The 25,393-nt window shown below is 74.0% G+C and carries 26 protein-coding genes and 1 pseudogene; 8 read left to right on the forward strand and 19 right to left on the reverse strand.

Annotated elements, in window-relative coordinates; genetic code table 11:
* The first annotated feature begins 3 nt into the window (after nucleotides 1-3).
* Together SNR22_RS11280 and SNR22_RS11285 are read left to right on the forward strand one after the other, a co-directional pair.
* The gene (locus SNR22_RS11280) at nucleotides 4-1,185 is read left to right on the forward strand and encodes an ROK family protein (protein WP_320066597.1); all 1,182 of its coding nucleotides are present in this window, start codon (nucleotides 4-6) and stop codon (nucleotides 1,183-1,185) included.
* A 62-nt stretch (nucleotides 1,186-1,247) separates the two neighbouring features.
* Nucleotides 1,248-1,538 carry a DUF1707 domain-containing protein gene (locus SNR22_RS11285; RefSeq protein WP_320066471.1) on the forward strand — a complete coding sequence of 97 codons (291 nt, stop codon included), beginning with the start codon at nucleotides 1,248-1,250 and terminating at the stop codon, nucleotides 1,536-1,538.
* A gap of 49 nt (nucleotides 1,539-1,587) precedes the next feature.
* Here the strand turns inward: SNR22_RS11285 and SNR22_RS11290 are convergent, their stop codons facing one another.
* From SNR22_RS11290 to ung, 7 genes are all read right to left on the reverse strand, one after another.
* Nucleotides 1,588-1,842: a hypothetical protein gene (locus tag SNR22_RS11290; RefSeq protein WP_320066598.1), complete on the reverse strand. Its 255-nt coding sequence runs from the start codon at nucleotides 1,840-1,842 to the stop codon at nucleotides 1,588-1,590.
* Between the two features lie 32 nt (nucleotides 1,843-1,874).
* On the reverse strand, nucleotides 1,875-2,921 hold the full coding sequence (gene tsaD, locus SNR22_RS11295; protein WP_320066472.1) for a tRNA (adenosine(37)-N6)-threonylcarbamoyltransferase complex transferase subunit TsaD: 1,047 nt from the start codon (nucleotides 2,919-2,921) through the stop codon (nucleotides 1,875-1,877).
* A 6-nt stretch (nucleotides 2,922-2,927) separates the two neighbouring features.
* The gene (rimI, locus tag SNR22_RS11300) at nucleotides 2,928-3,383 is read right to left on the reverse strand and encodes a ribosomal protein S18-alanine N-acetyltransferase (RefSeq protein WP_320066599.1); all 456 of its coding nucleotides are present in this window, start codon (nucleotides 3,381-3,383) and stop codon (nucleotides 2,928-2,930) included.
* 129 nt (nucleotides 3,384-3,512) lie between these two features.
* Nucleotides 3,513-4,190, reverse strand: a complete 678-nt coding sequence (gene tsaB / locus SNR22_RS11305) for a tRNA (adenosine(37)-N6)-threonylcarbamoyltransferase complex dimerization subunit type 1 TsaB (protein WP_320066473.1) — start codon at nucleotides 4,188-4,190, stop codon at nucleotides 3,513-3,515.
* 142 nt (nucleotides 4,191-4,332) lie between these two features.
* Nucleotides 4,333-4,536, reverse strand: a complete 204-nt coding sequence (locus SNR22_RS11310; RefSeq protein WP_320066474.1) for a hypothetical protein — start codon at nucleotides 4,534-4,536, stop codon at nucleotides 4,333-4,335.
* Entirely contained in the window at nucleotides 4,533-4,820 is a 288-nt protein-coding gene (locus SNR22_RS11315; RefSeq protein WP_320066475.1) for a hypothetical protein, read from the reverse strand. The genes SNR22_RS11310 and SNR22_RS11315 overlap by 4 nt, the downstream gene beginning before the upstream one ends.
* 163 nt (nucleotides 4,821-4,983) lie before the next feature.
* Nucleotides 4,984-5,685 carry a uracil-DNA glycosylase gene (ung, locus tag SNR22_RS11320; RefSeq protein WP_320066476.1) on the reverse strand — a complete coding sequence of 234 codons (702 nt, stop codon included), beginning with the start codon at nucleotides 5,683-5,685 and terminating at the stop codon, nucleotides 4,984-4,986.
* 258 nt (nucleotides 5,686-5,943) lie between these two features.
* Here ung and SNR22_RS11325 point away from each other — a divergent pair, with 258 nt between their 5' ends.
* Nucleotides 5,944-7,347 (forward strand): lipase family protein, encoded by a 1,404-nt coding sequence (locus SNR22_RS11325; RefSeq protein ID WP_320066477.1) that lies wholly within the window; start codon nucleotides 5,944-5,946, stop codon nucleotides 7,345-7,347.
* 78 nt (nucleotides 7,348-7,425) lie between these two features.
* Here SNR22_RS11325 and tsaE read toward each other — a convergent pair whose 3' ends face one another.
* From tsaE to SNR22_RS11350, 5 genes and pseudogenes are all read right to left on the reverse strand, one after another.
* Entirely contained in the window at nucleotides 7,426-7,938 is a 513-nt protein-coding gene (gene tsaE, locus SNR22_RS11330) for a tRNA (adenosine(37)-N6)-threonylcarbamoyltransferase complex ATPase subunit type 1 TsaE (protein WP_320066478.1), read from the reverse strand.
* Nucleotides 7,935-9,023 (reverse strand): alpha/beta hydrolase, encoded by a 1,089-nt coding sequence (locus SNR22_RS11335; RefSeq protein WP_320066479.1) that lies wholly within the window; start codon nucleotides 9,021-9,023, stop codon nucleotides 7,935-7,937. The genes tsaE and SNR22_RS11335 overlap by 4 nt, the downstream gene beginning before the upstream one ends.
* Nucleotides 9,024-9,037: 14 nt before the next feature.
* Nucleotides 9,038-10,156 (reverse strand): alanine racemase, encoded by a 1,119-nt coding sequence (gene alr, locus SNR22_RS11340; RefSeq protein ID WP_320066480.1) that lies wholly within the window; start codon nucleotides 10,154-10,156, stop codon nucleotides 9,038-9,040.
* Nucleotides 10,157-10,294: 138 nt separating this feature from the next.
* A complete protein-coding gene (locus SNR22_RS11345) occupies nucleotides 10,295-11,764 on the reverse strand; it encodes an NAD(P)H-hydrate dehydratase (protein ID WP_320066481.1) in 1,470 nt (489 codons plus the stop codon).
* Nucleotides 11,765-11,832: 68 nt separating this feature from the next.
* Nucleotides 11,833-11,958: pseudogene (locus SNR22_RS11350) on the reverse strand (holo-ACP synthase); the annotation flags it as partial.
* A gap of 179 nt (nucleotides 11,959-12,137) precedes the next feature.
* Between SNR22_RS11350 and SNR22_RS11355 the strand changes: the two are divergent.
* Entirely contained in the window at nucleotides 12,138-12,434 is a 297-nt protein-coding gene (locus SNR22_RS11355; RefSeq protein ID WP_320066482.1) for a hypothetical protein, read from the forward strand.
* Nucleotides 12,431-14,113, forward strand: a complete 1,683-nt coding sequence (locus SNR22_RS11360; RefSeq protein WP_320066483.1) for an alpha/beta hydrolase — start codon at nucleotides 12,431-12,433, stop codon at nucleotides 14,111-14,113. The genes SNR22_RS11355 and SNR22_RS11360 overlap by 4 nt, the downstream gene beginning before the upstream one ends.
* A gap of 86 nt (nucleotides 14,114-14,199) precedes the next feature.
* Here SNR22_RS11360 and glmS read toward each other — a convergent pair whose 3' ends face one another.
* Entirely contained in the window at nucleotides 14,200-16,113 is a 1,914-nt protein-coding gene (gene glmS, locus SNR22_RS11365) for a glutamine--fructose-6-phosphate transaminase (isomerizing) (protein ID WP_320066484.1), read from the reverse strand.
* A 228-nt stretch (nucleotides 16,114-16,341) separates the two neighbouring features.
* Between glmS and SNR22_RS11370 the strand changes: the two genes are divergently transcribed.
* Nucleotides 16,342-17,529 carry a pyridoxal phosphate-dependent aminotransferase gene (locus SNR22_RS11370; protein ID WP_320066600.1) on the forward strand — a complete coding sequence of 396 codons (1,188 nt, stop codon included), beginning with the start codon at nucleotides 16,342-16,344 and terminating at the stop codon, nucleotides 17,527-17,529.
* A 33-nt stretch (nucleotides 17,530-17,562) separates the two neighbouring features.
* Here the strand turns inward: SNR22_RS11370 and SNR22_RS11375 are convergent, their stop codons facing one another.
* On the reverse strand, nucleotides 17,563-18,189 hold the full coding sequence (locus SNR22_RS11375) for a PadR family transcriptional regulator (RefSeq protein ID WP_320066485.1): 627 nt from the start codon (nucleotides 18,187-18,189) through the stop codon (nucleotides 17,563-17,565).
* Nucleotides 18,190-18,294: 105 nt separating this feature from the next.
* Between SNR22_RS11375 and SNR22_RS11380 the strand changes: the two genes are divergently transcribed.
* Both SNR22_RS11380 and SNR22_RS11385 read left to right on the forward strand, forming a co-directional pair.
* Nucleotides 18,295-21,126, forward strand: a complete 2,832-nt coding sequence (locus SNR22_RS11380; protein WP_320066486.1) for an FtsX-like permease family protein — start codon at nucleotides 18,295-18,297, stop codon at nucleotides 21,124-21,126.
* A gap of 2 nt (nucleotides 21,127-21,128) precedes the next feature.
* Complete coding sequence (locus SNR22_RS11385) at nucleotides 21,129-21,875, forward strand: ABC transporter ATP-binding protein (protein ID WP_320066487.1); 747 nt, start codon at nucleotides 21,129-21,131, stop codon at nucleotides 21,873-21,875.
* Nucleotides 21,876-21,956: 81 nt separating this feature from the next.
* Here the strand turns inward: SNR22_RS11385 and glmM are convergent, their stop codons facing one another.
* The 5 genes from glmM to SNR22_RS11410 form a co-directional block, all read right to left on the reverse strand.
* On the reverse strand, nucleotides 21,957-23,312 hold the full coding sequence (gene glmM, locus SNR22_RS11390; protein ID WP_320066488.1) for a phosphoglucosamine mutase: 1,356 nt from the start codon (nucleotides 23,310-23,312) through the stop codon (nucleotides 21,957-21,959).
* 114 nt (nucleotides 23,313-23,426) lie between these two features.
* Nucleotides 23,427-23,972, reverse strand: coding sequence for a 30S ribosomal protein S9 (rpsI, locus tag SNR22_RS11395; RefSeq protein WP_320066489.1), 546 nt, complete (start codon nucleotides 23,970-23,972; stop codon nucleotides 23,427-23,429).
* 20 nt (nucleotides 23,973-23,992) lie between these two features.
* Complete coding sequence (gene rplM, locus SNR22_RS11400; RefSeq protein WP_320066490.1) at nucleotides 23,993-24,436, reverse strand: 50S ribosomal protein L13; 444 nt, start codon at nucleotides 24,434-24,436, stop codon at nucleotides 23,993-23,995.
* A gap of 291 nt (nucleotides 24,437-24,727) precedes the next feature.
* Complete coding sequence (locus SNR22_RS11405) at nucleotides 24,728-25,021, reverse strand: hypothetical protein (RefSeq protein WP_320066491.1); 294 nt, start codon at nucleotides 25,019-25,021, stop codon at nucleotides 24,728-24,730.
* Complete coding sequence (locus SNR22_RS11410; RefSeq protein ID WP_320066492.1) at nucleotides 25,011-25,268, reverse strand: DUF6364 family protein; 258 nt, start codon at nucleotides 25,266-25,268, stop codon at nucleotides 25,011-25,013. The genes SNR22_RS11405 and SNR22_RS11410 overlap by 11 nt, the downstream gene beginning before the upstream one ends.
* Nucleotides 25,269-25,393 lie beyond the last annotated feature (125 nt).

Here is a 25,393-nt window from a genome sequence, read left to right on the forward strand (position 1 = left end):
ACGATGCGTGCGGGACCGAGCCAGGACGAGGTCCGTCGGCAGAACCTCGGTGCCCTGCTGCGCTACGTGCACGTCCACGGTGCGACGACCCGCGCCGAGCTGACCGGGGTGCTCGGGCTCAACCGCAGCACCATCGGCGCGCTGACCGCCGACCTGACCGGGGCCGGGCTGGTCAGCGAGGGGACGTCACGGGAGACCGGCCGGGCCGGCCGGCCGTCGCTGGTCGTCCGGCCAGAGTCGGAGCGGGTGTACGCGTACGCGTACAGCGTGGAGGTGGACCGGCTGCGGGCCGCGCGGGTCGGCCTGGGCGGGGTGGTACTCGACCGCCGGGAACTGGACCGGCCCCGCAACCTGCTGGCCGGGGAGGCCGCGCCGCTGCTGGCCGGGGCGGTTAAGGAGATGCACCCGGCGGTCCCGGCCGACGGGGTCTGCGTCGGGGTCGGGGTGGCGGTCTGCGGCATGGTCCGCCGCGAGGACGGCATGGTCCGGCTGAGCCCGCCGACGGGCTGGGTGGACGAGCCGATCGGCGCGGCGCTCGCCGCCGAGCTGGGCATCGACGTGCCGATCACGGTGGGCAACGTGGCCGACGTGGCGGCCTTCGCGGAGCACTGCCGGGGCGTCGCCGCCGGCTGCGACAACGTCATCTACCTGTACGGGGACGTCGGTGTCGGCGCCGGCATCATCGCCGGCGGCCGGCGGCTCACCGGGCACGGCGGGTACGGCGGAGAGGTCGGCCACATGGTGGTGGTCCGGGAGGGCACCCGCTGCGAGTGCGGCTCCCGGGGCTGCTGGGAGACGGAGATCGGCGAGCACGCGCTGCTGCGGGCCGCCGGCCGGCACGACAGCCGGGGCCGCGACGCGCTGCTGGCCCTCTTCGACGCCGCCGGCCGGGGTGACGCCCGAGCCCAGACGGCGGTACGCCGGGCCGGCGACTGGCTCGGCTTCGGCGTGGCCAATCTGGTCAACATCTTCAACCCGGAGATGGTCATCTTCGGCGGCACCATCCGCGACCTGTACCTGGCCTCCGCCGCCCAGGTGCGCAGCCGGCTCAACTCGACCGGGCTGCCGGCCTGCCTGGAACACGTCCGGCTGCGCACCCCGCAGCTCGGGGCCGACGCAGCCCTGGTCGGCGCGGCTGAACTGGCCTTCGAACGGCTGCTCGCCGACCCCCTCGCCGCGGCCTGACCCCGGTTTCCCCCGCCCCCTGCCCCGCGCCCGGCGCGGTCCGGCTGCGTACGCTGTCCGGTGTGGACGTCGAGCTGCGCGCCTCCGACGACGATCGGCACCGAGTGGTCGCCGAGCTGCAACGGCACACTGCGGCGGGCCGGCTCACCCTGGACGAGTTCTCCGAGCGGGTCGGCGCGGTCTGGGCCGCCCGCACGCTCGGCGACCTGGCCTCGGTGACCCGGGACCTGCCGACCGAGCCGATCACCATCGAACCCGCTGCCGAGCACGGCCGACGCGAACTGCTGGTCGTCTTCGCCGTCGCCGTCGCCACCCTGCTGCTGCTCGGCCTGCTGATGGCCGTGACCCGCTGACCAGCGGCCGTCCCAGGTGAACCGTGTTGGAGAGGTGTGGGCCTTCGTTTCAGCGGTCGACCTGGGTGAAGTCCCACGAGTGCGGCGGGCGGGCGACCAGCGTGGCGGGCGGGTCGGGCAGCGATCGGGGGCTGCTGCGCCACTTCGAGATCACCACCACCCGGTGATCGGTGGAGCTGAACACCTCGCTGGAGAGGTGCAGTGGTTCGTGCTCGAACTCGGGCAGGGCAGTGTCACAGACCCAGGTGATCAGGTCGGCGAAGCCGTACGCCTCGGCCCGCGCCTCCCACATCCGTACGATCACGTCGCCGTTCCCCTCGCCGTCACGTCGGGTTGTCACACGCTGACCGTCGTCAGTGGCAGGGCCGAGTCGGCCGGCAGGTCCAGCCGGCTCGGCGCGACCCCTGCGGCGACCAGGTGCGCGCCGAGCGCGGCCACCATCGCCCCATTGTCGGTGCACAGGTTCGGCCGGGGCACCCGGACCCGGATGCCCAGCTTCGCCGCCCGGTCCTCCGCGAGCACCCGCAACCGGGAGTTCGCCGCCACTCCCCCACCGATCACCAGCGTATCGATCCCGTGGGCCCGGCAGGCGGCCAGTGCCTTCGTGGTGAGCACGTCGCAGACCGCCTCCTGGAACGACGCGGCCACGTCGGCCACCGGCACCGGCTCGCCGGCCCGTTCCCGGGCCTCCACCCAGCGGGCCACCGCCGTCTTCAGCCCGGAGAAGGAGAAGTCGTACTCGTGCTTGGCGAGGTCCTTCGCGGCGGTGAGCCCGCGCGGGAAACCGATGGCGGTGGCGTCGCCGGCCCGGGCCTCCCGGTCGATGTACGGCCCGCCGGGGAACGGCAGGCCGAGCAGCCGGGCCACCTTGTCGAACGCCTCCCCCGCGGCGTCGTCGATGGTCGCGCCGAGCGGGGTCACCCCCCGGGCCAGATCGTCGACGAGGAGCAGCGACGAGTGCCCGCCCGAGACCAGCAGGGCGATCGCCGGCTCGGGCAGCGGGCCGTGTTCAAGGGTGTCCACGGCGACGTGCGCGGCGAGGTGATTCACCCCGTACACGGGCTTCTCGGCGGCCAGCGCGTACCCCTTGGCTGCGGCGACGCCGACCAACAGCGCGCCGGCCAGCCCCGGGCCGGCTGTCACCGCGATGGCGTCGATGTCGGCGATGGTCACCCCCGCCTCGCGCAACGCCCGTTCCATCGTCGGCACGATGGCCTCCAAGTGGGCCCGGCTGGCCACCTCGGGTACCACGCCGCCGAAGCGGGCGTGCTCGGCGACGCTGGAGGCCAGCGCGTCGGCGAGCAGGGTGTGCCCGCGCACGATGCCGACCCCGGTCTCGTCGCACGAGGTCTCGATGCCGAGGATGAGCGGTTCGTCGGCCATGGCTCCTCAGTCCTGCTCGCGCCGCATGACCAGCGCGTCGGTGTTACTGGGTTGGTAGTAGCCGCGGCGTACCCCGATCGGCTCGAAGCCGTACGTCGCGTAGAGCCGCTGAGCGGGGGCGTTGTCCGCCGCGACCTCCAGCAGCGTGCTGCGGGCACCCCGGTTGGCGGCCTCGGCCAGCAACGCCTCCAGCAGGGACCGGCCCACGCCACGCCGCTGGGCGTCGCGGCGGACCGCGATGTTCTGCACCCACGCCTCGTCCGGGGCGGCGACGGCCAGCCCGGCGTAGCCGAGCACGCTCCCGTCGGTGGCGGTGGCCTCATCGGTGGCGACCAGGTAGAAGTGGCCGTTGGCCAGCTCGCTCCAGAACATGCCCGGCGACCACTGCTCGGCGCCGAACAGGTCCGCCTCGATCGGCAGCACCTCGTCGACGTGCCACCACCGGAACGGTTCCAGCCGCACCGCGGCGGGGCTCACGGCAGGACCTCGGCTCGCGACTGCGGGGCTCGCAAACCCGGCTCACTCCTCACACTCACGGCAGGACCTCGGCTCGCGACTGCGGGGCTCGCAAACCCGGCTCACTCCTCACACTCACGGCAGGACCGGTTTGCGGGCGGTGGCCGCCACGGCGTCCGGGCGGCGCAGGTACAGGGGGGTGAGCGGGTCGCCGGGCGCGCCGGAGCGGATCCGCTCGGCCGCCAGTGCGGCCAGCACGGTCGGGTCCGGGTATCGCGGCTCGGCCCGCAGCGGCAGGTCGAAAACGTCCGCGTACCGGTACGCGCCGTCGCCGACGGCGGCGGTGACCCCGAGGTCACGGGCGCGCTGCGCGGCGACCGCCGGGGTGTCCACGTTCGGGCCGGCGATCCGCTGGCCAGCGCCGTCGTAGACCGCCCAGTAGACCTCCCGACGGCGGGCGTCGCTCGCCGCCAGGACCGGCTCGCCGGCCGCCGCCGGGTGGCCGATCCCGTCGAGCGAACAGACGCCGTACGTAGGGATGGCGAGCACCTGGGCCATGGTGGCGGCGGTGACCAGCCCCACCCGCAGCCCGGTGAACGGGCCGGGGCCGAGGCCCGCGACGATCGCGGCCAGGTCGGCCGGGCGGGCACCGACGTCGGCGAGAACCTCGTCGACGTGCGGGGCGAGCAGTTCGCCGTGCGCGCGGGCGTCGACCGTGCGGCGCTGCGCCCGCAGCGTCACGCCGTCCGCCGAGACCTCCACCAGCGCCGCGGTCACCGCGGGGGTCGAGGAGTCCACCACCAGTACGAACACGAACGCAACCCTAACGGGCCCCCCGCCACCCCCGACGCCCCCCCGCCGCACACCCCGTCCCCGTCCCCGCTCCCCTCCCGCTCCCCCGCACTTTCAGAGAAAGAGTGGTTAATCCGGCCGGGATAACCACTCTTTCCGTGAATTAGGCCTGGGGGTGGGGTGGGGGTGGGGTGCGGAGGACTCGGAGGAAGGGGAGGAGTAGCCAGGGGCGGCGGCCTCGGGCGGCGACGCCACCGGTGAGCGCCGTGCGGACCCGGCTGACCCGGCCGAACAGCATCAGGTTGAGCAGCGCCGGGTCGAACCTGAGCCGCACGTCCGGCGGGCTGCCCGGGTCGGCAACCGTCACCACCCCCGGTGCAGGACGAGGGTGATGTCGGCGCTGTACGCCGACCGGAACTCGACGGTGATCGGGCGTTCCCGGGCCGGCTCGTCGTTGTCGAACCAACTCAGCCGCTCGTCCGGCCGCCGGTCGGCGGTGATCGCGAGGATCTTGTCCACGTCGGCGCGGAGCCGGGCCATCAGCGGTTGGGGGGACCGGTCGGTCAGGTGCCGCAGGACCATGTCGTTGACGTCCGCGATGGTATCCACGGTGACCGTCGGGAGTTGGGCGACGAGGCCGGGAATCGGCAACGGCGGATGGTCGGGGTCGAGCTTCGTCGCATACCACCAGGCGACCGAGGCCAGGGGGACGACGGTCTCCGCGACGCCTCCGATCGTGGAGCCAACGAGTCTGCGGAGTCCACTGCGGACAGTGACGTCATGTCACTGCACTCATGTCCTCCGCCAGCACCCCTCACCCATTGGGCCGCTCCCAGTCGATGGTCGGCAGGCCTGCGTCGGCGAGGGCCTTGTCGGTCGCGCTGAACGGGCGGCTGCCGAGGAAGCCGCGCGGGTTCATCGGGCTCGGATGGCCGGCCTCCAGCACCACGTGCTGCGGGTTGGTCACCAGGGCCGCCTTCTTGCGGGCGTAGCCGCCCCAGAGCAGGAAGACCACCCGGGAGTCCATCGCGTCGAGAGCGCGGATGGTGGCGTCGGTGAACTCCTCCCAGCCGCGGTTGGCGTGCGAGCCGGGCGTCGCCTCGCGGACGGTGAGGACGGAGTTGAGCAGCAGAACGCCCTGCGCCGCCCAGCCGCTGAGGTCGCCGCCGCGCGGCTTCGGCACGCCGAGATCCTCGCCCAACTCCTTGAAGACGTTGCGCAGCGACGGCGGCACGCTCACGCCCTCCCGCACGCTGAAGCTGAGCCCGTGTGCCTGCCCCGCCTTGTGGTAAGGGTCCTGCCCGAGGATCAGCACCCGGCAGTCGGCCGGCGCGCAGAGTCGGTAGGCCGAGAAGAGGTCCTCGACCGGCGGGAAGACGGTGCGGGTCGCGTATTCCCCGGCGACGAAGGCGGCCAGCGCGGCGGTGCGGGCCGGGTCGAGGTGGGGGGTGAGCACGGCACGCCAGTCCTCCGGCAACAGCGCCAGCAGGTCCAGGGTGGGGGCGTCGTCGGGCATCGGCAACCTTTCGTAGTCGATCGCCACCTTCATACCAGGCGCAACCGACACTCCTCGGCACCGACAGCGGTGGGGCGCAGGGGACGGATCGTACGCACGAAGGGCGGTCCGAGGAGTCTCGACGTGGTCGACCAGCGGCGATGACGCGGAACCCGACCCACCATAGTTACCGTAGCGTAACTTACTGGCGAGTCACTTACGGTACGGGCCGCTGCTAGCTTGCATTCACCTTCGTTCATGTCTCATGAGGAGTGATCTGTGAGCCGTAGGAGCCCCCGTCCCTGTTCCACCCTCAGCTCCACGCAGTCGACGATCTCCCACCGCCGTCGGCAGCCACCGGCGGGCAGGCGTTTGCTGGCCGTCGCCACGGCAGCGGCAGCCTGCCTGGCCGTATCCGGCGTGCCGGCCGCCGCCGACGGGTCGACGCCCGTGGTCTCCCGAGGGGTGACCATCCCCGCCTTCTACAACCCGCCTGCCGAACTTCCCGCCACGAACGGCACGCTGATCCGCAGCGAGCCCATGCCGCTCGGCCTGAGCATTCCCGGGCTGGACGGTCGTCCGATGCCGGGCACGGCGACCCGGCTGCTGTACCGGTCCACCGACTCCAACGGCCGGGCCGTCGGCGTGACCGGTGCCTACATCGAACCGTCGGCGGCGTGGCGGGGCGGCGGCCCGCGCCCGCTGGTGGCCGTCGCCTCGGGCACCATGGGGCAGGGCGATCAGTGTGCGCCCTCGTTCGCGTTGCAGTATCCGCTGACCCTGCGCGGTGAGACCGTGTCGGTCGGCTACGAGGCCCTGGCCATCTACCGCCTCCTCTCCACCGGGGCGGCGGTCGTCGTCACCGACTACGTCGGTCTGGGTGCGACCGACCGGCTGCACACCTACGTCAACCGCCTCGACCAGGGGCACGCCCTGCTGGACGCGGCCCGCGCCGCACGTGCCGTGCCGGGAGCGTCGGTCACCCGTGACTCACGCGTCGGCCTGTACGGCTACAGCCAGGGAGGCGGCGCCAGCGCCGCAGCCGCGGAACTGCAGCCCAGCTACGCACCCGAGGTGCCACTGGCCGGCACCTACGTCGGTGCGCCGCCCGCCGACCTGACCGCGGTCATCCGGGGCATCGACGGCAGCGCCCTGGCGGGGGCGCTGGGCTGGTCGCTGAACGGCTTCGCCCAGTCCGACCCGGCCCTGCGGGACGTCGTCGAGGCGAACATCAACGCCACCGGCAGGGCAGCGCTGAAGGACACGTCGACCATGTGCGTCGGCGACGCGATCTTCGGTTACGGATTCGTGAAGAGCACCAGGTGGATCACCGGCGGCAGGTCACTCAACGACGTCATCGCGGCCGCGCCCGAGGCGCAGGCCGCGCTCGACCGGCAGCGCATCGGCACGCTCAAGCCCGCCGGCCCGGTACGCCTGGCAACCGGCATCCAGGACGACATCGTTCCCCATCAGCAGGCCCGCCAACTGGCCGTCGACTGGTGCCGCAAGGGCGGCAACATCACCTACCAGGCCATCAGTCTGCCGAACCTCGGTGACAAGATCCTCACCAACCACCTGGTCCCACTCATCACCGACCAGGGTGACGCGGTGTCCTGGCTGACCGACCGCCTCGCAAACAGGACGGTCTACTCCAACTGCTGGACGATGCCCCTGCAGCCCTAGGCGTTCCCGCCGACCGGCTCGGCGGCACTGGTCGAGGCGTGGCGATCTGCACGGAGGGCAGACGCGGACATCCACCACTCAGCGCAGGGCGACGAGGCGGGCGGCCCAGTCGCCGCCTGCCGGCTCCAGCTCGACCACGCGGGTGTCGTCGTCGCGGCGGCCGATACGGACCCACAGGTGGGCGTCGACCAACTGCTCGACCAGCCCCTCCCCCCACTCGACCACGGTCACCGAGTCGTCGACCGAGGCGTCCAGGTCGAGGTCGTCGATCTCGGCGCGCGGGTCGGCGACGGCGGAGAGCCGGTACGCGTCGGCGTGCACCAGCGCCACCGCGCCACCGCGCTCCGGGTCCGGCCGGTGCACCCGGGCGATCACGAAGGTCGGCGAGGTGACATCGCCGCGCACCCCGAGGCCCGCGCCGATGCCTCGGGTGAGCGCGGTCTTACCGGCGCCCAGCGGGCCGGTGAGCAGCAGCAGATCCCCGGCGCGCAGCACACCGGCCAGCCGCCGGCCGAACGCGTGAGTGTCCTCGACGGTGGGCAGCGTGACGACGACCGACCCGGGCGCCCGCGGCGCGTCGAGGGCGCTCACAGCGCCTCCAGGAAGTGTTCCAGCGCGGCGTCGACCTCGTCGGCGTGCTCCAGCATCACCACGTGCCCACTGTCGTGGATCTTCACGAACTCGGCGTGCGGCAGCCGCCGGACGATCTCCTCCGAGTGGGTCACCGGGGTGAGCATGTCCTTGTCTCCGACCACCACCAGCACCGGGGTGCCGGCCAACGCAGCCAGCGCCGGGTACCGGGAGTGGGTGGCCAGGGTGCGCAGGTAGCGGGTGACGGTGTCGGCGGAGGTCCGGGCATTCATCTGCTCGACGTACGACACCAGGGCCGGGCTCGGATTCGGGGTGCCGAAGCCGTACCGGCGGGTGAGCAGCCAGGCGACGTTCGAGGTCGACTTCCGGGCCTTCTCGATCACCGTGCCGCCGTACCGGGTGGCGTTGTTCATCACGTAGAGCATCGGCGCGCTGACCCGGCCCAGCAGTGCCGGAGCCACCAGCTTCGTCTCGGCCAGCAGCCCGCCCGAGGTGGCCATCAGCACCGTGCCGACCACCCGGTCGCCGAACAGCTCCGGGTGCAGCTCGGCGAAGGCCATGATGGCCATCCCGCCCATCGAGTGGCCGACCAGCACCAACGGCCCCTCCGGGGTGGTCCGGTCGATCACCCGGCGCAGCGTGCGGCCGAGCGCGGCGAGGTCGTACTCGCCGCTCTCCAGCCGCCCCGACCGGCCGTGCCCCGGCTGGTCGTACGCGACAATTCGGTAGTCGCCGCGGGCGGCGAGCATCTTGCGCTGGAAGTGGAACGTCCCCATGTCCAGGCAGAAGCCGTGCACCAGCACCACGGTCGGGTGCCCCGGGACGGGGCGGGTCGGCTCCACCACCTCGACGTGGACGTCGGTGCCGTCGGGCATCTCCAACTCGAACGCCTCGTCGTACCGCTGCTCGCCGAAGACCTCGCCGACGTACCGGTCGGTGGGGTCGTTCCTGAGCCGGCGGACCAGGGCGCGTTCGCTCACCACGCCCGCCGCGAGCCCGGCGGCGGCCACCCCGACCGCGGCCCCGAGCACGCCAGCGACCCGGCCGGCGGCGGTGCGCGGCCGGGGGATGCGGAACCTGCTCACGACGCCCTCCCCGATCACGGCCGCTCACCGTCGTACACGCGGGGCACCCGGACCCCGCCGAACCGGGTGACAATCTCGTAGTTGATGGTGCCGACGGCCTCGGCCCAGTCGTCGGCGGTGGGCTCCCCGTCGGTGCCGGGGCCGAAGAGGGTCGCCACGTCGCCAGCGGCCACCGGGTCGTCGCCGCAGTCGACCACGAACTGGTCCATGCAGACCCGGCCGGAGATGGTCCGCCGCCGGCCGGCGAGCTGCACCGGCCCGGCGTTCGAGGCCTGCCGGGGCACCCCGTCGGCGTAGCCGAGCGGCACCACGGCCAGGTTGGCGTCGGCCTCGGTGAGGTAGGTGTGGCCGTACGACACGCCGATGCCGCCCGGGACCTGCTTGGTGAGCATGACCCGGGCCCGGGCGGTCATCGCCGGGCGCAGCCCGAAGGTGTCCCCGGCCACCGGGGAGAGCCCGTAGAGGGCGACCCCGGGCCGGACCAGGTCGAAGTGGGTGTCGGGGCGGGTCAGGGTGGCGGCGGAGTTCGCCAGGTGCCGGTAGCGCGGGCGCAGCCCGGCCCGCTCGACCATGGCCAGCCCCTCGTGGAAGACGGCGAGTTGGCGGTCGGTGGTGGGGTGGCCGGGCAGGTCCGCGTACACGAAGTGGCTCCACACACCCACCACCTCGACCAGGCCCTCGGCCTGGGCCTTCCCGGCGGCCTCCAGCAGCTCCGGCCAGTCGGCGACGGAGGCACCGCCCCGGGCCAGTCCGGTGTCGATCTTCAGGTGCAGCCGGGCCGGGCGGTCGGCCCGCCGGCTCGCCTCGATCATCTCGTCGAGCTGGCCGAGGCTGGCGGCGGCCAGGTCCACCCCGACCGCGACGCCCTCGTGCAGCGGCAGGCCGGGGGCGAGGAGCCAGGCCAGCACGGGCGCGGTGATGCCGGCCCGGCGCAGGGTCAGCGCCTCGTCCAGGGTGCAGACGCCGAGCCAGTCCGCCCCGGCGTCGAGCGCCGCGCGGGCCGACGGGATCATGCCGTGGCCGTACCCGTCGCCCTTGACCACCGCCATCAGCTCGGCGCTGGTTCCCGCCCGCAACCGCGTCACGTTCTCCCGGATCGCGTCAAGATCAACCCGCACCTCGGACTGCCACATGCCCCCAGCCTACTGACTGGGGAGATCAACCCGGCCGGAGCCGCGCACCGACCCGCCGTTCCGGCGGGCGGCACCGGCACGCAAACAGCCGCGCAGTGACCCGGGACCGGGCGGGCGGACTCACCCATCTCCGCACTGTCAGCCCAGGCGGGCGAGGACCGGGCGGAGCGCGACCGCCACGTCGGGCGCGGTGACCGGGCCGCCCCGGGCCGCCTCCCGGCCGGCCAACCCGTGCAGGTACGCCGCCACCACGGCCGCCCGCTCCGGAGCCAGCCCGGCGGCGAGCAGCGAGCCGAGCAGCCCGGCGAGCACGTCGCCGGTGCCCCCGGTGGCCAGCGCGGGGGTGCCGGTCGGGTTGACGTACGCCCGACCGTCGGGGGTGGCGACGATCGTGCGATCCCCCTTGAGTAGCACCACCGCGTTCATCCAGGCGGCCAACTGCAGCGCGGCACCCACCCGGTCGGCCCCGGGGTCCCTGCCGCAGAGCCGGGAGAACTCCCGGTCGTGCGGGGTCACCACGATCGGGGCGTCCCGCCCGCGCAGCCGGCCCGCCATCGACCCGTCGACCAGCAGGGTCAGCGCGTCGGCGTCGAGCACCACCGGCACCGGGGCGGCGAGCACCGCCCGCAGCTCGGCGGCCGCCTCCGCACCGGTGCCCAGGCCGGAGCCGCAGACCCACGCCTGCACCCGCCCGGCATCGGCGACCCGCTCGCTGGCGATCACCGACGGGTGGTGACGCAGCACGTCGTCGCGGGCACTCCCGGCATACCGGACCAGGCCGGTCGGCCCGGCGAGCGCGCCGCCGGCGGAGAGCACGGCCGCCCCCGGGTACCCCGCGGAGCCCGTGGCCAGACCCACCACACCCCGGGTGTACTTCTCCGCCGCCGAGCCCAGCTCCGGCCACCACTCGACGACGTCGGACCACTGGGTGACCCGCAGCGCGGGGGTGCCACGCAGCCACGGCCCCAACCCGATGTCGACCAGCTCGACCTGGCCGGCCAGCGCCGCCGCCGGGCCGACCACCAGCGCAGGCTTCAGCGCGCCGAACGCCACCGTCACGTCGGCCCGGACCGCCGCGGGCCGGCCGGCGGCGGCCGGCGGCACATGGCCGGTGTCGACGGCGACCCCGCTCGGGGTGTCCACGGCGACCACGCAGGCCCGCCCGCCGTCCCGGCCGCGTAGCCCGGGCAACTCGGCGGCAAGCCGGTCGGCCGCGTCGCGCAGCCCGCCGGTCCCGCCGATCCCGACGATCCCGTCGAGCACCAGGTCGACCACCGCGGGCGGCCGCTCCACCAGCCGGCCGCCGGCGGCCCGCAGCGCGGCCAGCCCCTGCCCGTGCGCCCGACCGGGGGTGAGCAGCAGCGCCGAGACGGCGGCGCCCCGGCGGGCCAACCGCTCCCCGGCGTACAGGGCGTCGCCGCCGTTGTCACCGGTGCCGACCAGCAGCAACACCCGGGCGCCGTACACCCCGCCCCGGTCGGCGAGCAGCAGCGCGCAGCGGCGGGCCAGCCCGGCGGCGGCCCGCTGCATCAGCGTCCCGGCGGGGAGGGTGGCCATCAGCCCGGCCTCCGCCGCCCGTACGTCCGCGACCCGCCACACCGGTTTCATGCCACTCCGTTCCGTCCGTCCCGCTGCCGGGCCCGTCCCCGCCCCGGTCGAGCAACCATCGGGGCGCCTCACCGTTCCGCGACCACCATCGCCGACGCGATCCCGCCGTCGTGGGACAACGACAGATGCCAACGATTGACCCCTCGTTCGGTCGCCGCCGCCGCCGCGACCCTGCCGGACACGGTAAGCCAAGGCCCGGCGGGAACGGCCGCAGATTAGCGTCCGGCTCGGCGGTGGGCAATACCTGTGGAAAACCCGGGGGTACGCCCAGCCGCCCGTTGTCCACAGGCCCTGCCGGTCGCGCCCCGGGCTGCCTAGCGTCATCGGCGTCAACTGCCGCCCGTCGACGGCACCGAGCCGGAGGAGTCCGCCGATGAGCGAGGAGCCCTACACCGTCCACCCCGAGCTGCTGCGGGAGGTGGCCGGGGCGCTGCACGCCGAGGCGTACCGGCTGGGGCACGGGCTGGCCGGGGCACCCGGGCTGGTGGTGCCCGCACCGGCGTGGCGGTCGGCCGCGGCCCTGGCCACGCTGGAGTCTGCGGTGCACGCGTGGTGCGGCCTGCTCGGCACACGGGTGGCCGCCGCCGCGAACGCGGTGTCCGGCGCCGCGGACAGCTACGAGGCTGCCGACGAGCGGGCGGCCCGCCGACTGACGGTCCTGCCCAGGTGAGCGGGGCGGCGACAGGCAACTGGGGTGCGGCACCCGGCCGGGTGGGGCCGCCCGGCGCGCGGGCCCCGGGCCGCCCGCCGGCCGGCGTTGCCCCCGCCGGGGACGGCGGCTACGCCCGGCTGTGGTCGGCAGACCCGGCCGGCTGGGCGGCGGCCGGGTCTGCCTGGCGAGGAATCTCCGGGCTGGTCGACCGACGGGCGGCCGAGCTGGACCGGGCGGCCGGGGCGCTGCGCGCCGGGTGGACGGGAGCCGCCGCCTCGGCGGCGGGCGGCCGGATCGGCAGCCTCCGGTCCGACCTGGCCGCCCTCGCGCCAGCGGTGATCGAGGCCGATCAGGTGCTCTCCGAGCTGGCCGGGCGGCTGCGCCGGGCGAAGGCGGGGCTGACCGAGGCGGTCGCGCTGGCCGACGCCGGTGGGGTGCGCATCGACCGACGGGGCCGGGCGAGCGCCGACCCGGCGCGGGCCCGACCCGGCGCACCCGAACCGCCGGTGAGGCAGGTCGCCGCCGCCGTGACCGCCGCCCTCGCGCTCGCCGAGACCGCCGACCGGGAGGCGGCCGGCCGGCTCGACGAGCTGACCGCGGCGGCCCGCGTGGGCTGGGTCGCCCCACCGCCGCCCTGGCGGCCGGCGCCCAGCACCGCCCCGGCGACCGTCCGGTCGTGGTGGGCCGGGCTCACCCCGGCGCAGCGCCGGTGGCTGGTGGCCCGCGAGCCGCAGCTGGTCGGCCGGCTCGACGGGGTGCCGGCGACGGCCCGCGACCAGGCCAACCGACTGCTGATCGACCGGCGGCGGGAGGTGCTGCTGGCCGAGCGGCGACGGCTGCTCGGCCGGTGGCCGCACGGGCCGGTGGAGACGGTTGGGTTGGCTCGGGTGGGGGCGGCCCTGAGCGGGCTGGACGCGCTGACCGCCCGGCTGGCCGGCGGCGGGCAGCCGCGCGCGTACCTGCTGGGTCTCGACCCGGGCGGCGAGGGCCGGGCGATCGTGGCGCTGGGCGACCCGGACCGGGCCGACCGTGTGCTGACGTACGTTCCGGGCATGACCGCCGGCCTCGCCGACGCCACCGGCGAGTTGGGCCGGGCGGGCCGGGTACAGGCCCGATGCGCGGCGCTGGACCCGACGGTGGCCACGGCGGCGGTGCTCTGGCTGGACTACGACGCACCGGACTTCCTGCACGAGGCCGTCCTGCCCGGTCAGGCCCGGGACGCCGGCCCGGCGCTGCACCGGTTCCAGGAGGGGCTGCGGGCCACCCACGACGGCCCACCGGCCCGGCAGACGGTGCTCGGGCACAGCTACGGCTCGCTGGTCGTGGGCACCGCCGCCCGGGACCACGGGCTCGCCGCCGACGCGCTGGCCTTCGTGGGCTCGCCCGGGGTGGGGGTGGACCGGGCCGACGGGCTGCGCCTGCCCGCGGGCGAGGTCTGGGCGAGCACCGCGTCGAACGACGCCATCCGGTTGGCGCCGCCCCCGGACGAGTTGCCCCGTCGGGTGGTACGCGGGCTGAGCCCCCTGACCGCCGTGCTGACCGGCCACGACGACCACGAGCTGTGGTTCGGCCACGACCCGGCCGACCCCGGCTTCGGCGGTCGCACCTTCCCCAGCGGCCGGTACGGCCACACCGGCTACTGGGAGCAGGAAAACCCCGCCCTGGACGGCATGGCCCGCATCGTCCTGGGCCGGTGACGGCGGTGGTGGTGCGACGGGCCTCGGAAACGGCATCGGCCCCCTGCCGCCGCTGGCGGGCGAAGGGGGCCGGTGACCGCGGTCGACTACTCGACGGTGACGGACTTGGCCAGGTTTCGGGGCTGGTCGACGTCGTGGCCCCGGGCTGCGGCGATCTCCGCCGCGAGCACCTGCAACGGCACGGTGGTCATCAGCGGGGCGAGCAGGGTCGGGGTCCGCGGCACGCGGATCAGGTGGTCGGCGTAGCGGACCACCGCCTCGTCACCCTCCTCGGCGATCACGATCGTCCGAGCGCCCCGCGCCCGTACCTCCTGGATGTTGGAGACGATTTTGTCGTGCAGCATGCCCCGGCCGATCGGCGACGGCACGATGCAGATCACCGGCGTGCCCTCGTCGATCAAGGCGATCGGGCCGTGCTTCAGCTCGCCGGCGGCGAACCCCTCGGCATGCATGTACGCCAGTTCCTTGAGCTTGAGCGCGCCCTCCAGTGCCACCGGGTAACCCACATGCCGGCCGATGAAGAGCACCGTGGGCTCGTTCCTGATCTCCCGGGCCAGCTCCCGCACCGGCTCGATCCGGTCCAGCAGCTCGCGCAGCTTGCCGGGCATCTGGTGGAGCTGGTCCACCACCGCGGCCACCTCGTCGGCGAACTTGATGCCGCGCACCTGGGCCAGGTGCAGCCCGATCAGGTAGCAGGCCACCAGTTGGGTGAGGAACGCCTTGGTGGAGGCGACGGCGATCTCCGGCCCGCCGTGGGTGTAGAGGACGGCGTCGGACTCGCGTGGGATGGTCGACCCGTTGGTGTTGCAGATGGCCAGCACCCGGGCCTTCTGCTCCTTGGCGTGGCGCAGCGCCATCAGCGTGTCCATGGTCTCGCCGGACTGCGAGATCACCACGATCAGCGTGGACCGGTCGAGTACCGGGTCGCGGTAGCGGAACTCGCTGGCCAGTTCCACCTCGCAGGGAATCCGGGTCCAGTGCTCGATGGCATACTTGGCGACCATCCCGGAGTGGTACGCGGTGCCGCAGGCGACGATGAAGATCTTGTCCACGTCGCGCAGGTCCTGGTCGCTCAGGCGGACCTCGTCGAGCGCGATCTCACCGCTCTCGGTGAGCCGGCCGAGCAGGGTGTCGGCGATGGCCTGCGGCTGCTCCTCGATCTCCTTGAGCATGAACCAGTCGTAGCCGCCCTTCTCCGCGGCCGAGACGTCCCAGTCGACGTGGAAGTCCTTGCCGGCCGCCGGCCGGCCGGCGAAGTCGGAGATCTCGACGGCGTCGGCGGTGATCAGCACAATCTGATCCTGGCCCAGCTCGATCGCGTCGCGGGTGTGCTCGATGAACGCGGCGACGTCGCTGGCGAGGTAGTTCTCCCCGTCGCCCCGGCCGACCACCAGGGGGGAGTTGCGTCGGGCGCCCACCACCGCGCCGGGCACCCCGGCGTCGACGGCGAGCAGCGTGAACGCCCCTTCGAGACGCTGGCAGACCACGCGCATCGCGGCGACGAGGAGTTGCGGACCGTCCGGCTCACCGGCGGCCCGCAACTCGGCCAGCGCGGCGGAGAGCAGGTGGGCGGTGCACTCGGTGTCGGTGTCGCTGCTGAACTGGACACCGTCGTCCTCCAGCTCGGCGCGGAGCTTGGCGAAGTTCTCGATGATGCCGTTGTGGATCACCGCGACCCGGCCTTCGGGGGCGAGGTGCGGGTGGGCGTTGCGGTCGGTGGGCCCGCCGTGGGTGGCCCAGCGGGTGTGGCCGATCCCGGTGGTGCCGTCGCCGATGCCGATCGGACTGGCGGCGCAGCCCTCGGGATCGACGGCGGCGCGCTCGGCCAGCACCTTCTCGAGGTTGGCCAGCTTGCCGGCCTTCTTCTCGGTCAGCAGCACGTCCTCGCACACGATGGCCACGCCGGCCGAGTCGTAGCCGCGGTATTCCAGGCGGCGCAAGCCGTCGAGCACGATACCGAGCGCCGGGCGCGCGCCAGCGTAACCCACGATTCCACACATGATCCGCAGCCTAACCCACTTTCGCTCATCGCGCGTGCGTGGAAGTGGGGTAAACAAGCAGCGGATCTGAGCGAACGGGGGAAGCGCGGCAGGCCCGGGGAACCCGGACCGGACGGCTGCCACCGGCCGGGGCCGGCCTGCCGGTGCGCCGGGCGGACCGGCCCCGTCCCGGCGCACCGGCTGAGATGGGCGCGGCCGGGCGCGGCCCGTAGGCTCACGGGGGTGACGATGCCCACCGATGTCGACCCGCTGGTTGCCCGGATGCGTCCCTTCGGGACGACGATCTTCGCCGAGATGTCCGCCCTGGCCGTCCGCACCGGCGCGGTCAACCTCGGGCAGGGCTTTCCCGACACCGACGGCCCGCCGGAGATGCTCGCCGCCGCCGCCGAGGCGCTGCGCGGCGGCCAGAACCAGTACCCGCCGGGCCCGGGCATTCCCGCGCTGCGCGCCGCCGTCGCCGACCACCAGCGCCGCTTCTGGGGACTGGAGTACGACCCGGCCGGCGAGATCGTCGTCACCGCCGGGGCCACCGAGGCGATCGCCGCGACCATCCTCGCCCTCTGCGAGCCCGGCGACGAGGTGGTCTGCTTCGAGCCCTACTACGACTCGTACGCGGCCTCGATCGCCCTCGCCGGCGCAGTCCGGCGGCCGGTGACCCTGCGGCCCGGGGCGGACGGCCGGTACGCCTTCGACCCGGACGCGCTGCGCGCGGCGTTCGGGCCCCGGACCCGACTGGTGCTGCTCAACTCGCCGCACAACCCGACGGGCAAGGTCTTCACCCCCGACGAGCTGGCGCTGGTGGCCGCGCTCTGCCGCGAACACGACGCCTACGCGGTGACCGACGAGGTGTACGAGCACCTGGTCTTCGGTGACGCCTCGGCCCCCCATGTGCCGCTGGCCACCCTGCCCGGGATGCGGGAGCGGACGCTGCGCATCTCCTCGGCCGGCAAGACGTTCTCCTGCACCGGCTGGAAGGTCGGCTGGGTCAGCGGGCCGGCCCCGCTGGTCTCGGCGGTGCTGCGGGTCAAGCAGTTCCTCACGTTCGTCAACGCGGCCCCGTTGCAGCCGGCGGTGGCGGTGGCCCTCGCCCTGCCCGACGCGTACTTCGCCGACTTCACGGCCGGCATGCGGGCCCGCCGGGACCAGCTCGTGGCCGGCCTGGCTGATGCCGGCTTCGACGTGCTCACCCCCGAGGGGACCTACTTCGTCACCGCCGACGTCACCCGGCTCGGCGGGCGGGACGGGGTCGAGTTCTGCCGGTCGCTGCCGGAGCGCTGCGGGGTGGTCGCCGTGCCGACCCAGGTGTTCTACGACGACGCCGAGGCGGGCCGGCGGCTGGTCCGGTTCGCCTTCTGCAAGCGCCCCGAGGTGCTCACTGAGGCGGTCGCCCGGCTGCGCCGGCTCGCCACGACCTGACGTCGCGCCGTCGGCCGGCTGTGCGGGGCGCCGTCAGCCAGCCGCCCGCGTCGGGCCGGCGCCCGGCGCGGGCGGCGTCGCCCCGGGGGCGTTCTCGGCGGGCCCGGGCCGGCTGCCGGCGAGCGTGGCGACCAGCGCGCCCCCGTCGGCCAGCAGCGTCGCCTCGGCGTCGTCGACGAACGCGAGGTCGGCCTCGACGTGCCGGCTCGCGGCGGAGAGCAGCAGACCTACCACCGGGTCGTCGGCCCGGCGGCGCAGCCCGTCGAGGTTGCGCAGCTCGCGCATGAGGTGCCCGCGCTGGTTGCCGAGCACCGTCCGCACCGTGTCCGCCACGCCGCAGCGGGCCGCCGCGGTGACCTTGAGGAAGAAGTCGTCCCGGAAGCCGCCGCTGCGCGGGCTGGGCTCGGCGAGCCAGCGGTCCAGCTCGGCCCGGCCCGCCGGGGTGACCTCGTAGACCACCCGGTCGGGTTTCACCGGCTGGGCCTGTCGTTCGGCCACGACCAGCCCGTCCCGGGAGAGCCGGTCGAGGATCTGGTAGAGGTGCCCGATGTTCAGCGGCCCCCACTGTGGGCCCACCGTCTCCTCGAACACGCCCTTGAGTTCGTAGCCGTAGCTGGGCCCCCGCGCGAGCAGGGCCAGGACCGCGTGCTGGATCGCCACCGTCTCCTCCGTCCGCCGGGCCCGGCCGGAACGACTTCCAGCCCCGGCCTTGCATTGTCACAATGTATCGCGCAGAGTGGGCAGCAGCACACGGGAGGGCGCGACATGATCACATTTGTCTGGCGGCAGCTGCGCGGCCGCGCGGGGCGGTCGGTGGCGCTGATCGTCGGCGTGCTGGTGGCGACGACCGGGTTCGTCGTCCTGACCGGGGCCACCACCACCTCCCGACTCGCCGTCACCGGCACCGTCGAACGGGGCACCGACGTCGCCTACGACATCCTGGTCCGCCCCAAGGGTGCCCGCACCCCGCTGGAGGCCGAGCGTCGGCTGGTCCAGCCCAACTACCTCTCCGGCCTCTTCGGCGGCATCACCACCGCCCAGTACGGCCAGGTCAAGGCAATCGAGGGCGTGGACGTCGCCGCCCCCATCGCCATGCTCGGCCACTCGACGGCCCCCGTGCCGACCCCGCTCGACCTGACCGACGCCGTGGACCGGTCGCTCGAGCGCCAGGTCATCCGGGTCGACCCCCGATTCGTCGCCGAGCGCGGGCTCTCCAGCACGGCCGGCCAGCCCCGCTACGTGTACGTCACGACCCACCCCTTGATCTACCCCCGCATCGACCTGATCCAGCCGTCGGACGCCACCCCGTACACCGACGGGCGGAGCTACCCGTGGGTCGACTCCTGCGGGCCCGCGACCCGCGAGGTGCTGCCCGACGGCCGCACCCGGGCGATCTGCGACCCCCGGTACGCCCTGGGCAGCCCGGGCGCGTACTCGGAGCGCGAAGAGTGGTCGCTGGTGGCCGTGCGGCTGCTGGCCGACGGCCGGTTCGAGTCCAGCGTGAGCGTGCTCGCCGACGGGCACTCCGGCGTCTCCGCCACCTCGGACCGGCTGCGGATCACGGTCAGCCTGACGGTGCCGCTGCTGCTCGCCGCGGTGGACCCGGCCGCCGAGGATCGCCTGGTGGGCCTCGGCGGAGCGCTGGTCGACGGGCGGGCGCTGCGGCCGGACGACACGGCGAGGTTCCGGCCGTTCAAGCCGAAGGGCGGCACGCTCACCGTGCCGGTGCTCGCCACCGGCAGGGCCTTCGTGGACGAGGAGCTGCGCGCCAGCATCACGCGGCTGCCGTCGGCCCGGCCGGCCGGCGTCGAACGGGAGGAGCTGGAGCGGGCCCTGCGGCGCGGCCCCGCGCTCCCCGCCGGTGACGTCCGGCACGACGTGGCCACCGGCTGGCGGGCCTGGCTCGCCGCGGGCGTCTCCCCGGACGGCTGCTGCTTCGGCCAACTCCAGGCGATGGTCCAGGCCGGGCCGACGCGGTACGACCGGCTGCCCGACGGCACGCTTCGGGTCGGCACGCTTCCGGCCGCCGACCCGAAGGTCTACGGCGACCCGAGCACCTTCAACCCCTTCCCGCGTCCCTGGCTGGCCGACGACACGGGTGCGCGGCCGCTGCGCAGGACCCCGCTGAAGGAGGACCTGTCCGCTCAGACGTACCGGAGCTGGCGGGCCGTGGGGGTCTTCGACCCGGCAAAGCTGACCGGCTTCAGCGACCTCGGGCGGGTGCCGCTGGAGACGTACGAGCCGCCGTCGGCGCAGGGCGCGGACGACCGCAGCCGGGCCGCCCTCGGTGGGCGACCGCTGGAGCCGGGTGGCAACCCGGCCGGCCACCTCACCGCCCCGCCGCTGCTGCTGACCACCCTGGAGAGCGTGCCGAAGCTGCTGGCCGGCGGCGGCAGCCCGCAGCTCGCCGCGCCGATCAGCGCGATCCGGGTCCGGGTCGCCGACGTGGGCGGCTACAGCGAGTCGGCCGCCGAGCGGGTCCGGCTGGTCGCCGAGCGGATCGCCCAGGCAACCGGCCTCGACGTGGACATCACCCTCGGCTCCTCCCCCGCGCCGCAGGCCGTCGACCTGCCGGCCGGGGCATTCGGGCGGCCGGCGCTGCGGCTGGCCGAGAGCTGGTCGGCCCTCGGGGTCGCCTCGGTGATCACCCAGGCCGTGGACCGCAAGAGCGTCGCGCTCTTCGTGTTGGTGCTGGTGGTCTGCGCGCTCTTCCTCGGCAACGCGGTCTCCGCCGCCGTCCGGAACCGTCGCCCCGAGCTGGCGGTGCTGGCCTGCCTGGGCTGGCCGGCCCGGCGGATCGGCGCGCTGATCCTCGGCGAGGTCGCCGCGCTCGGGCTGGCCGCCGGGCTCCTCGCGCTGGGGCTGGCGGTTCCGCTCGGGACGGCGCTCGGCATCGACGTGGGGTGGGGGCGGGCGCTGCTGGCCGTACCGGTGGCCCTGCTGCTGGCACTGGTCGCGGGCCTGGTGCCGGCGCTGCGGGCCGCGCGCGCCCACCCGGCCGCCGCGCTGCGACCGCCGGTGGCGACGGCCCACTGGGTACGCCGGCCGCGCACCCTGGCCGGCCTGGCCCTGGCCAACCTGGCCCGCACTCCCGGGCGCACCCTGCTCGGCTCCGGAGCGCTGGCCATCGGGGTGGCCGCGCTGACCCTGGTCACCGCCGCGGGGTACGCGTTTCGCGGCGCGATCGTCGGCAGCCTGCTGGGCGACACGGTGTCGCTGAGCGTCCGGGGCGCGGACACGCTGGCCGCCGTCGCGACGGTGCTGCTCGGTGCGGCGGCGGTCGCCGACGTGCTCTACCTGAACATCCGCGACCGGGCCGCCGAGCTGGCCACGCTGCGGGCGGTCGGCTGGACCGACGCCGCGCTGGCCCGCCTGATCGGGTACGAGGGCCTCCTCCTCGGTGTGCTCGGCGCCCTCGCCGGGGCGGCGCTCGGTCTGGGCGGGGCAGCCTGGCTGGCCGGCGCCCTGCCGGGGTCGCTGGTGCTGACGGCCGCCCTGGTCGCCGCCGCCGGGGTGCTGGTCACCTGCGCGGCGACGCTGGTCCCCGCCGCGCTGCTGCGCCGCCTGCCGACCGCACGACTGCTCTCGGAGGAGTGACGATGGACGCGACCACGGGCAGCACCGTCCGGGTGACCGGGCTGGTCCGGCAGTTCCGCGCCGGCACCGAGCGGCTCACCGCCGTCGACGACGTGGCCCTGGAGATCACCGCCGGGTCGGTGGTGGCCCTGACCGGGCCGAGCGGCTCCGGCAAGACGACGCTGCTGCATCTCATCGGGGCGATCGAACAGGCCGACAGCGGGACCATCACGGTCGACGACGTGGAGGTCACCGGCCTGCGGCGGGCCGCCCTCGCCCGGTACCGGCAGCGAATCGGCTTCGTCTTCCAGCGTTACCACCTGCTGCCCGCGCTGACCGTGCTGGACAACGTGATCGCCCCGGTGCTGCCCCGGCGCGGCCGGGCCGACCACGCGGGCCGCGCCCGAGGGCTGCTCGACGCGGTCGGCCTGGCCGGCCGGGAAAGAGCCCTGCCGGCGCAGCTCTCCGGCGGCCAGCAGCAGCGCGTCGCCATCGCCCGCGCGCTGATGGGGGAGCCCCGGCTGTTGCTGGCCGACGAGCCCACCGGCAACCTGGACTCGACCACCGGCGGGCAGATCCTCGACCTGCTGCTGGACCTGCGGGACCGGCACGGGATGACGATCCTGCTGGCGACCCACGAGCGGGCGATCGCCGCCCGCTGTGACCGGCTGGTCCGGCTCGGCGACGGACGGGTCGTCGAGGACGTGGACCTCACCGAGGGTGAGGACCCGGCCGACACCTACGACCGGGTGGCCCGCCTGCGGCTGTGAGCCGGCGGCGGGCCCCTCTGTCGACGCCGGCCTATGAGCTGCCGGCGGGTACCTCGGTCGACGCCCGAACGGGCCTCTGCGTCAGGCGGTGGGGCTGGCGGCGCGGACCTGCTCGGCGATCCGCTCGGCGACCTCGCGGGCGGTCCGCTCGGTGGCCGCCTCGACCATGACCCGGACCAGGGGTTCCGTCCCCGAGGGGCGCAGCAGCACCCGACCGGTCTCGCCCAGCTGCGCCTCGGCCCGCTCGACCTCGGCCCGGACGGCGGGCGCGGCGGCGCCCACGGAACGGTCCCCGACCGGGACGTTGATCAGCACCTGCGGCAGTTTGGTCAGCACGGCGGCCAGCTCCGCGAGGGATTTCCCGGTGGCGGCCATCCGGGCCATCAGGTGCAGCCCGGTGAGCACCCCGTCGCCGGTGGTGGCGTACGCCGGCATGACGATGTGCCCGCTCTGCTCACCGCCGAGGGCGAGGTTGGAGGCGCGCAGCTCCTCCAGGACGTACCGGTCGCCGACCTTGGTCTCGAGCAGCCGGATGCCCTGCGCGGACATGGCCAGCCGCAGGCCGAGGTTGCTCATCACCGTGGCGACCAGGGTGTCGTCGGTGAGCGCGCCGGCATCCCGCATGGCCAGAGCCAGGATCGCCATCACCTGGTCCCCGTCGACCTCCTCGCCGTCGGCGGTGACCGCGAGGCACCGGTCGGCGTCGCCGTCGTGGGCGATACCCAGGTGTGCGCCGTGCTCGACCACGGCCTCGCGCAGGGCGTCGATGTGGTTGGAGCCGCAATCGTCGTTGATGTTGAGGCCGTCCGGCTCGGCGTAGATGGCGATCACCTCGGCGCCGGCCTCCCGGTACGCCACGGGTGCAACCTCGGCCGCCGCGCCGTTGGCACAGTCGACCACGACCTTGATCCCGGCGAGGGGATGCGGCACGGTGCCAATCAGGTGCTGGACGTAGTGGTCCGCGCCGTCGAGCAGGTCGTGCACCCGCCCCACCCCGGCACCGATCGGGCGGTCCCAGGCGGTGGTGGCGTTCGCCTCGACGGCCGCCTCGATCTTCATCTCGATCTCGTCGGGGAGCTTGTGCCCGCCGGCGGCGAAGAGCTTGATGCCGTTGTCCGGCATGGGGTTGTGCGACGCGGAGAGCATCACGCCGAGGACTGCCTTGGTCTCGGCGGTGAGGAACGCCACGGCCGGGGTGGGCAGCACGCCGACCCGGACCACGTTGGCGCCGGCGCTGGTCAGCCCGGCCACCACGGCGGCCTCCAGCATCTCGCCGCTGGCCCGGGTGTCCCGGCCGACCACGGCCAGCGGCGGATGAGTCCGATCCGTCTCGGCGAGTGTGTGGGCGGCGGCGACCGCCACCGCGAGCGCGAGCTCGGGAGTGAGATCCGCGTTCGCCCGCCCGCGTACGCCGTCCGTGCCGAACAACCGGCCCATACCCGCCAACCTCCGAGGAAATGGTGCAGAGAAGATATACGAAACGGCCGGGCCGCCTCCCGCGTGGGGAGGCGGACCCGGCCGTCCGTCAGAAGTACAACGTGCCGCTGATGATCAGCGCTTCGAGTACTGAGGAGCCTTACGGGCCTTCTTGAGGCCGTACTTCTTGCTCTCCTTGACCCGGGCGTCCCGGGTGAGGAAGCCGGCCTTCTTGAGCGCCGGGCGGTCGTCCGGCTCGTTGACGATCAGCGCCCGGGCGATGCCCAGCCGGAGCGCACCGGCCTGGCCGGTGGTGCCGCCGCCACGCAGGTTGGCGATGACGTCGAAGATCTCGGGCTTCTCGGCGGTCACCAGCGGGTCCTTGATCAGCTGCTGGTGCACCTTGCTCGGGAAGTACGCCTCGAGGTCACGGCCGTTGCAGGTGATCTTGCCGGTGCCGGGGACGAGGCGGACCCGGACGATGGCCTGCTTGCGCCGGCCGACGGTCTGGATCGGCCGGTCGCCAAGGGGGGCGCGGGCAACCGGCGCCGGGGCCTCAGCAACCTCGGTCTCAGCAACCTCGGTGGCCTCGGTGGCCTCAGTCTCAGCAACCTCGGGGGCCTCAGTGGCCTCGGCGACCTCGGTGGCCTCAGCAACCTCGGGCTCGATGGTGTCGGTCATGCTGCTTCCTTCGCCCGCGCTCACTGCGCGATCTGCTTGATCTCGAACGGCGCCGGCTGCTGCGCGCCGTGCGGGTGCTCGGCACCGGCGTAGACCTTCAGCTTCTTGATCAGCTGACGGCCGAGCTTGTTGTGCGGAAGCATCCCCTTCACGGCCAGCTCGATGGCCCGCTCGGGACGCTTGCTGAGCAGCTCCTCGTAGCTGACCTGCTTCAGACCACCCGGGTAACCGGAGTGGCGGTAGGCAATCTTGGTCTGACGCTTGTTGCCGGTCAGCGCAACCTTGCCCGCGTTCACGACGACGACGAAGTCGCCGGTGTCGACGTGCGGCGCGAAAGTCGGCTTGTGCTTGCCGCGCAACAGCGTGGCGGCGTGGGTGGCCAGGCGGCCCAGCACGACATCAGAGGCGTCGATAACGTGCCACTGACGCTCGATCTCACCCGGCTTCGGGCTGTACGTACGCACAGGTCTACCTTGTCTCGTCGTCGGTCTGCGGTCGCGCGCCGAGGTGACAGGCGCGCACGAACGACCAAGCGTACCTGATGCGGCACGCCTCTGGATGTCGTACAACAGCGGGCAACGATACTCGGGGGTACGTCCGCAGGTCAAAACGGGGGTCGCCCCGCGCGCCCCACACCCTTGATCATGACATGGGTCACACTTTACTCGGATGATCCGGTTGTCCGGCCCCGACGGGGGCTGCCCCGGCGAACCGCACCGGAGCGCACCGGCGCGCACCGGCGGGCGATCTTCCGGTCAGAGTTCCTGGAGGATCCGCAGTGCACGCCCGACCCGGAGCATCGTGTCGGCGTCGGCCACGTCCACGCACTCGGTGAACCACTTCTTCATCGGCGATGAGATCCGGTCGGGCATCACCACGTACCTGCCCATCGTGACCGCCAACGGCGAGTCGCGCAGCAACGCCTCCTCGACCACCTCGGCCACGATCACGATGGGCACATCGGTGGAGTTGTAGACGTCGGAGCTGACCACCAGCCCGAGCCGCTCCCGGGCGCCGAAGATGCGCCAGATCTCTCCCCTACGCAGCACGCGGGCGCCCGCCGAAGAGCACGTCGTCGACCATCGCCACCTCGCGGGCGTCCGCGAGGGCCGCTGCCTCCAGGTCCAGCCCGGCGCGACCGACGGCGGCGGCGTGCGCGGTGAAGACCTCGCGCAGCGCCTTCTCCCGGGCGGCCCGGTCCATCCAGGCGGAGAGCGACAGCCCTTCGCGCTTGGCGAACCGGCGCGCCTCCTCGATCGTCTCGTCGGAGAACGACAGCGTCACCTTGGCAGTCATGCCGCCCAGACTACCGCTGGTATGACCATCGGTCATCCCGCTCGGCACCAACCGCTGAATCACCCAGCGGGTGTGAGGCGCTCTTGACAGGAGCGAAACAAACGGGACCCGGAGTCGAAACCGGC

The organism is Micromonospora sp. RTGN7 (genome assembly GCF_033804645.1).
Classification (GTDB): Bacteria; Actinomycetota; Actinomycetes; order Mycobacteriales; family Micromonosporaceae; genus Micromonospora.